The organism is Paenibacillus sp. P46E (genome assembly GCF_001909095.1).
In the GTDB taxonomy this organism is placed as follows: domain Bacteria; phylum Bacillota; class Bacilli; order Paenibacillales; family Paenibacillaceae; genus Paenibacillus_AQ; species Paenibacillus_AQ helianthi.
In genome coordinates this window covers 1-7,164 of sequence record NZ_LVYZ01000101.1, presented here as the reverse complement: position 1 = coordinate 7,164, position 7,164 = coordinate 1, and the positions used below count along the sequence as shown (strand labels likewise).

General features: G+C 53.4%; 4 protein-coding genes, 1 pseudogene and 1 riboswitch. Of the genes and pseudogenes, 2 read left to right on the top strand and 3 right to left on the bottom strand.

Annotated features, from left to right (window positions below):
- Positions 1 to 207: transposase (locus tag A3849_RS30980; RefSeq protein WP_178382711.1), on the top strand; the 207-nt coding region annotated here is incomplete at its 5' end.
- Between the two features lie 141 nt (positions 208 to 348).
- Here A3849_RS30980 and A3849_RS30975 read toward each other — a convergent pair.
- On the bottom strand, positions 349 to 1,770 hold the full coding sequence (locus tag A3849_RS30975) for a flotillin family protein (RefSeq protein WP_074114893.1): 1,422 nt from the start codon (positions 1,768 to 1,770) through the stop codon (positions 349 to 351).
- Between the two features lie 22 nt (positions 1,771 to 1,792).
- Positions 1,793 to 2,365: an NfeD family membrane protein gene (locus tag A3849_RS30970; RefSeq protein ID WP_074114892.1), complete on the bottom strand. Its 573-nt coding sequence runs from the start codon at positions 2,363 to 2,365 to the stop codon at positions 1,793 to 1,795.
- 145 nt (positions 2,366 to 2,510) lie between these two features.
- Positions 2,511 to 2,665, bottom strand: a riboswitch (cyclic di-AMP (ydaO/yuaA leader).
- A gap of 241 nt (positions 2,666 to 2,906) precedes the next feature.
- On the opposite strand from A3849_RS30970, the pseudogene A3849_RS30965 reads away from it, so the two are divergent.
- A pseudogene (locus tag A3849_RS30965) lies at positions 2,907 to 3,131 on the top strand (transposase); the annotation flags it as partial.
- A gap of 144 nt (positions 3,132 to 3,275) precedes the next feature.
- Here the strand turns inward: A3849_RS30965 and A3849_RS32630 are convergent.
- Positions 3,276 to 7,164 (bottom strand): InlB B-repeat-containing protein (locus tag A3849_RS32630; RefSeq protein WP_143191952.1); only part of this gene is annotated, 3,889 nt, incomplete at its 5' end.

The window sequence follows — 7,164 nt, the reverse complement described above, 5'->3', positions numbered from 1 at the left end:
AGTAAGGAAGGTTACGGCCTGGCCGTACGCCGAATGACGGAACCAGAAAGTGTATTTGGACAACTGAAAAATAACCGGGGCTTCCGGCGCTTTCTGCTTCGCGGCATGGAAAAAGTGACGCTTGAGGTCGGTTGGCTTTGCCTTGCCCACAATCTCTTGAAGCAAGCTGCAAATGACCAAAAACAAAGAGCAACATTTCTCCAGTGACGGGAGAAATGTTGCTCTTTTGACCTTTTTACGGTTTTGAAAATGAGAAGGGTTTGTCTCTACTCGTAGAAAACTACTTTTGGGACAGCCCCCGCTGTTTTACGAGTAGGAAGTATTATAGTATGGTATAACGCTATATAATTACTGCTCTTTATTCCGGCCAAGCAGCCCGCTGAGCGCCTCTGTAAAATTCATGCCGGTAAGCGACTCGGTCAATTCAGGAACCTGGGCCATGATTTTAGCGATATCACCGGTAATTTTATTCACCCCGGATGAAGCTCCATCCTGTGAAATCACTGTAATCTTATCAACCTTGGCGAGCGGGGAAGCGATTTTTTCAGCCAGCTCCGGCAGCACTTTCAGGAATTCTACTGTAAGCGCGGCTTGCGTGAACTGTTTGTACGCTTCGGCTTTCTTCTCCAGCGCCCCCGCTTCCGCCGCTCCAGCCAATTGAACAATCTCTGCGTTAGCTCTCCCTTTTGCCAGCTCTGCTTCCGCTGTTGCCAGCCCCCGTTTGGTCGTGGTGGCTGCCTCTGCTTCCGCCTCAAGAATCTGCCGCTGCTTGGCTGCTTCCGCTCTCATGATCGTAGCCTGGTTCTCCGCTTCAGCAGGCTTGATCACTGTTGCCTCGAGCTCCTTCTGTCTCAGCTCAACTTCGATTTCCCGGACGGTCCGGTTCGCCTCCGCTTCCATCTGCGTGATCTTGACCTGCTCGGTAACCAGCGACTGCTTGATTTTGTTCTGCTGTAATTCGTATGCAAGATCCGCTTGTGCTTTCTTCACTTCGGTCTCCAGTTTAAAGTCCGCCTGCTTAATGTTCAATTCCTTCTCAAACTGAGATTCCTTGGCGCGGGCGGCGGTTCCCGCTTCAATGGTGGCCTGATGTGCATTAGCTTTGGCAATGGAGGATTCTTTCTCCGCTTCGGCTTGCTTGATCTGAATGTCGCGTTCCGCTTCCGCCTTGGCGATGCTGGCATCCCGGCGGATGCGCTCAATTTCCGGAACCCCCATATTATCGATATACCCTTTGTCGTCCGTAATTTTCTTAATGGTGAAGCTGACCACCTCAAGTCCCATCTTGTCGAGGTCTTCCGAGCAGGTCTCCCGCATCTTGCTGTTGATTTCGTCAGGAGTCTTGAGAATGGATTCCACTGTTAATTGTCCGATCAAGCCGCGCAAATGGCCCTCCACCGAATGCAGGATAATCGTCTCGCGGTCTTCTTCCGGCCGGTCGATAAACTGCTCACTGGCAGTCAGAATAGCGGTAGGATCGCTTTTTATCTTAATCTGGGCCACCGCCTCCAGGTTGAGCTTGATGCCTTGCTTGGAGAACATCGCCTGCGCCGGGATGACGTCGAAGCTCATCAGCATCATGGAGATGGTCTTATTGTTCTGGAAGCCGGGGATGACGAATGTCCCGCCGCCCTGGACCACCCTTTTTCCGCCAAGGCCGTAGACGATCATCGCCTGATTGGGCGGAACCTTTTTATAAGAGTTCACGATACTGAACAAGGCCAGCAGAATAACAACAACAATTGCCGCGATTACATACAGAATAACCATTTAGATTGACACTCCCCGTGAATTATAATTGATCGATATCCCTCTCGAAGAGGGTGACTGCCGCCATTCCCTTGTTCACCTTCAAAATAATAACCCTGTCGCCTTTATCAAGCTGCTGGCCGGATTCTGCCCTTACTCCAATGGAGCGCATGGTTCCGTGCAGTACATATTTCATTTCCCCGACCGCTCCATCTGCTGCAGGGATACTGATGTACCCGAGCTGCCCTGCCTGCTCATAATCCATTTCATTCATGCTGCTGTCATACCGGGTCATCACCCGGGCCAGCACCGCATACATCACACATCCCAGAAGCAGAGCGAGCACGGTACAAATCAGCACCACTGCGAGCATCCTCATTTCGCTGAACCGGGAAAGCACGTAACCTGTACCGCCCCAGACTGTGACAAACACCATCAGAGGGAGTATGGGCACAGAGCCGGGGCCACCAGCATCGCCGCCGCCCGCATGCAGATGACCCGCCAGGCCATGCCCATGAAATCCGCCGCTGAGGAGGAGTATTAGTCCAACCCAGAAGCACACAATAAATACAGTAACGATAAGAATCCCCCCTTTGAAGCATTTTAAATAGAGCATTTAAACCAACGCTTAACCTATCTAATTATCGTTGTTATGAGATTTCTAGTCCCTTGTACAGACTGCTTTTCCTTCCTGCACACGCAGCAAAAAGACCACAGAAGCGGCAGGGCTATCCGTGGTCGGTTAATCGATCATGGCGCTCATCCTCTCTCTTCGAGGCTTACGGGGTTAGCTGACGGATTCGGGCAGCGAGATTGCCCTACCCTGCCATAGCGGCTATTCAGCACGCGGCAAGGATTCACCCCATATATCATTGGTTCCCCCGTTCCCAATTACGGAATTCAGCCATATGAGAACAGTTAATTTACATTCGGTTGTTGATTTGAATCTTACGCCTGTGGCCATTTATTGTAAAACGTCCGGGATGACAAATGAAGCCAAAAACGCCTCCCCTCCGCGAATGAAGGCGCATTCTTTGGTTTCGCTCTTATTCGGCCGATGATTTACTCACTGTTGCTCCATTTCTCGCAAGCTGTCCCAATCGTCCAAAGTCAAGGCCGCACACACTATAACCTTAGGTGCTTACGGTGTTGGCAGTAGCCGGGAAATTCTACGGAGTGAGAAAGGTTACGCCTTGGCCGCGCATCGAATGACGGAACCGGGAAGTGTATGTGGACAACTGAAGAACAACTGGGGCTTCCGGCGATTTATGCTTCGCGTTATGGGGAAAGTGACGCTTGAGGTCGGATGGCTTTTCCTTGCCCATAATCTGCTAAAGCAAGCCACCCATGACCAAAAAAACAGAGCAGCGATCCTTCAATAACAGGAGAATCGCTGCTCTACTCACTTTTTGTGGTTTTTAAGAATGAAGAGAACTGCCTTCCGCCCTAGAAAATCCACTTTTGGGACAGCCCCTTTTATCAACAGCCCCAAATTACACTTGTCCCTTTTTCTCAGAGAACCGGCATTAGTTAAGTGAATCCAACAGTGTCTTCAATTGCGGGTTGAGCTTCAGCGCATTCAGGATGATCTGTAGAGCTTCTGCGCGCGTGGCGTTGCTCTTTGTATCAAACTTCCCATCTCCTTTGCCGCTTATGATACCAGCTTGTGCTTCAGCTTTGATCTCGTTTGCTGCATAGGAACCCTTCAGGTCATCGAAATTACCTTTGGTGGTATCCTTTGTTAAGGTGTTAAGGTTTAAGATGCGGGATAAAAGGACAACCATTTCCTCGCGGGTAATTGTTTTATCTGGCTTGAACGTAACATCCTCGTAGCCGCTGATAACCCCTGCCTCTGCAAGTTTCTCGATGGCACCTTTCGCCCAGTGGCTACCAACATCTTTAAATGTAACACCAGTATTACTGCCGCTTTTGATATCGAATACCCGACCCAGAATCACTGCAAATTCAGCGCGTGTGATGTCACCATCCGGCTTGAACGTACCATCGTTGTAACCTTCAATCACATGGAGCTTTACAAAAGTATCGATAGTTTTTTCGGCCCAATGCCCTTTCGTATCAGCAAGTTCAAGCTTAACATTAGATTTCTTAGCTTCCTCTACTTTGGACTCGAAGGTATTAACTAAGTTTATTACATTAACAATGCCGCTATTGAATACATCAACTGCTGGTTTCGTAGGTCCAGGTGTCGCTGTTGGCGTTATACTGTCCGCCGGCGAACCACCCGGTGATGGTTGCCTGGATACATCCTCCCGATTCACAGTTACCATATACGTATTGCCAGTACCGTCAGGGGCCGTTACGCTAATCTGAATCAGGTTCGCGCCTACCTGTAAGTTGTTAACTCTATAGGTATACATATTGCCCGTTAGGGAACTGTACACGGCTCCCGAAACGGTAAACGTCGCATGGGAATCTGCTGTGGTAAAAGTAAGGTCGGTGCCGCTTCCGTTAGCGGCGGTGTTCCAGCCTGCGAACGTATAGCCCGTTTTTACCAGCGTTCCGGTATTCCCTAGTACTGTCACCACATCACCCTGCGGATAGCTGTTGCTGTCGGTCGGAACCGTACCGCCGGTGCTGCCGTTTCCGTGATACGTTACGGTGTAGGTCGGATTGGCCGTCCACTTCGCATAGAGAGTGGCATTCGCCGTGCCCATGCTGAAGGTAGCATTCGCTGCGTAGTCGGTGCCGCTTCCGTTAGCAGCGGTGTTCCAGCCTGCGAACGTATAGCCCGTTTTTACCAGGGTTCCAGTGTTCCCAAGCACGGTCACTGTGTTCCCCTGCGGATAGCTGCTATTGTCAGTCGGAACCGCACCGCCGGTGCTGCCGTTTCCGTTATACGTTACGGTGTAGGTCGGATTGGCCGTCCACTTCGCATAGAGAGTGGCATTCGCCGTGCCCATGCTGAAGGCGGCATTCGCCGCATAGTCGGTGCCGCTTCCGTTAGCAGCGGTGTTCCAGCCTGCGAACGTATAGCCTGTCTTCACCAGCGTTCCAGTGTTCCCCAGCACCGTCACGGTGTTCCCCTGCGGATAGCTGTTGCTGTCGGTCGGAACCGTACCGTCAGTGCTGCCGTTTCCGTTGTACGTTACGGTGTAGGTCGGATTGGCCGTCCACTTCGCATAAAGAGTGGCATTCGCCGTGCCCATGCTGAAGGTGGCATTGGCTGTGTAGTCGGTGCCGCTTCCGTTAGCGGCGGTGTTCCAGCCTGTGAACGTATAGCCCGTTTTTACCAGCGTTCCGGTATTCCCTAGTACTGTCACCACATCACCCTGCGGATAGCTGTTGCTGTCGGTCGGAACCGTACCGCCAGTGCTGCCGTTTCCGTTGTACGTTACGGTGTAGGTCGGATTGGCCGTCCACTTCGCATAAAGAGTGGCATTCGCCGTGCCCATGCTGAAGGTGGCATTCGCCGCATAGTCGGTGCCGCTTCCGTTAGCAGCGGTATTCCAGCCTGCGAACGTGTAGCCCGTCTTCACTAGCGTTCCGGTGTTCCCCAGCACCGTCACGGTGTTCCCCTGCGGATAGCCGGTGCTGTCGGTCGGAACCGTACCACCGGTGCTGCCGTTTCCGTTATACGTTACGGTATAGGTCGGATTGGCTGTCCACTTCGCATAGAGGGTGGCATTCGCCGAGCCCATGCTGAAGGTAGCATTCGCTGCATAGTCGGTGCCGCTTCCGTTAGCAGCAGTGTTCCAGCCTGCGAACGTGTAGCCCGACTTCACTAGCGTTCCGGTGTTCCCCAGTACTGTCACCACATCACCCTGCGGATAGCTGTTGCTGTCGGTCGGAACCGTACCGCCAGTGCTGCCGTTTCCGTTATACGTTACGGTGAAGGTCGGATTGGCCGTCCACTTCGCATAGAGAGTGGCATTCGTCGCGCCCATGCTGAAGGTGGCATTCGAAGCGTAGTCGGTGCCGCTTCCGTTAGCAGCGGTATTCCAGCCTGCGAACGTGTAGCCCGTCTTCACTAGCGTTCCGGTGTTCCCCAGTACTGTCACCACATCACCCTGCGGATAGCTGTTGCTGTCGGTCGGAACCGTACCGCCGGTGCTGCCGTTTCCGTTATACGTTACGGTGTAGGTCGGATTGGCTGTCCACTTCGCATAGAGGGTGGCATTCGCCGAGCCCATGCTGAAGGTAGCATTCGCTGCATAGTCGGTGCCGCTTCCGTTAGCAGCAGTGTTCCAGCCTGCGAACGTATAGCCCGACTTCACCAGCGTTCCGGTGTTCCCTAGTACTGTCACCACATCACCCTGCGGATAGCTGTTGCTGTCGGTCGGAACCGTACCGCCAGTGTTGCCGTTTCCGTTGTACGTTACGGTGTAGGTCGGATTGGCCGTCCACTTCGCATAAAGAGTGGCATTCGCCGTGCCCATGCTGAAGGTGGCATTGGCTGTGTAGTCGGTGCCGCTTCCGTTAGCAGCGGTATTCCAGCCTGCGAACGTATAGCCCGACTTCACCAGGGCTCCAGGGTTCCCTAGTACTGTCACCACATCACCCTGCGGATAGCTGTTGCTGTCGGTCGGAACCGTACCACCGGTGCTTCCGTTTCCGTTATACGTTACGGTGTAGGTCGGATTGGCTGTCCACTTCGCATAAAGAGTGGCATTCGCCGTGCCCATGCTGAAGGTAGCATTCGCTGCATAGTCGGTGCCGCTTCCGTTAGCAGCGGTGTTCCAGCCTGCGAACGTATAGCCCGACTTCACCAGCGTTCCGGTGTTCCCTAGTACTGTCACCACATCACCCTGCGGATAGCTGTTGCTGTCGGTCGGAACCGTACCGCCGGTGCTGCCGTTTCCGTTATACGTTACGGTGTAGGTCGGATTGGCTGTCCACTTCGCATAGAGGGTGGCATTTGCCGCGCCCATGCTGAAGGTGGCATTCGCCCCGTAGTCGGTGCCGCTTCCGTTAGCGGCGGTATTCCAGCCTGCGAACGTATAGCCCGACTTCACCAGCGTTCCAGTGTTCCCCAGCACCGTCACGGTGTTCCCCTGCGGATAGCTGTTGCTGTCGGTCGGAACCGTACCGCCGGTACTGCCGTTTCCGTTATACGTTATGGTGTAGGTCGGATTGGCCGTCCACTTCGCATAAAGAGTGGCATTCGCCGATCCCATGCTGAAGGTGGCATTCGCTGTGTAGTCGGTGCCGCTTCCGTTAGCGGCGGTGTTCCAGCCTGCGAACGTATAGCCCGTTTTTACCAGCGTTCCGGTATTCCCTAGTACTGTCACCACATCACCCTGCGGATAGCTGTTGCTGTCGGTCGGAACCGTACCGCCGGTGCTGCCGTTTCCGTGATACGTTACGGTGTAGGTCGGATTGGCCGTCCACTTCGCATAGAGAGTGGCATTCGCCGTGCCCATGCTGAAGGTAGCATTCGCTGCGTAGTCGGTGCCG

What these genes read in the sequence shown, in the direction of transcription:
- A3849_RS30975 (WP_074114893.1), bottom strand. Translation starts at nt 1,770, where the DNA reads ATGGTTATTCTGTATGTAATCGCGGCAATTGTTGTTGTTATTCTGCTG.
- A3849_RS30970 (WP_074114892.1), bottom strand. Translation starts at nt 2,365, where the DNA reads ATGCTCTATTTAAAATGCTTCAAAGGGGGGATTCTTATCGTTACTGTA.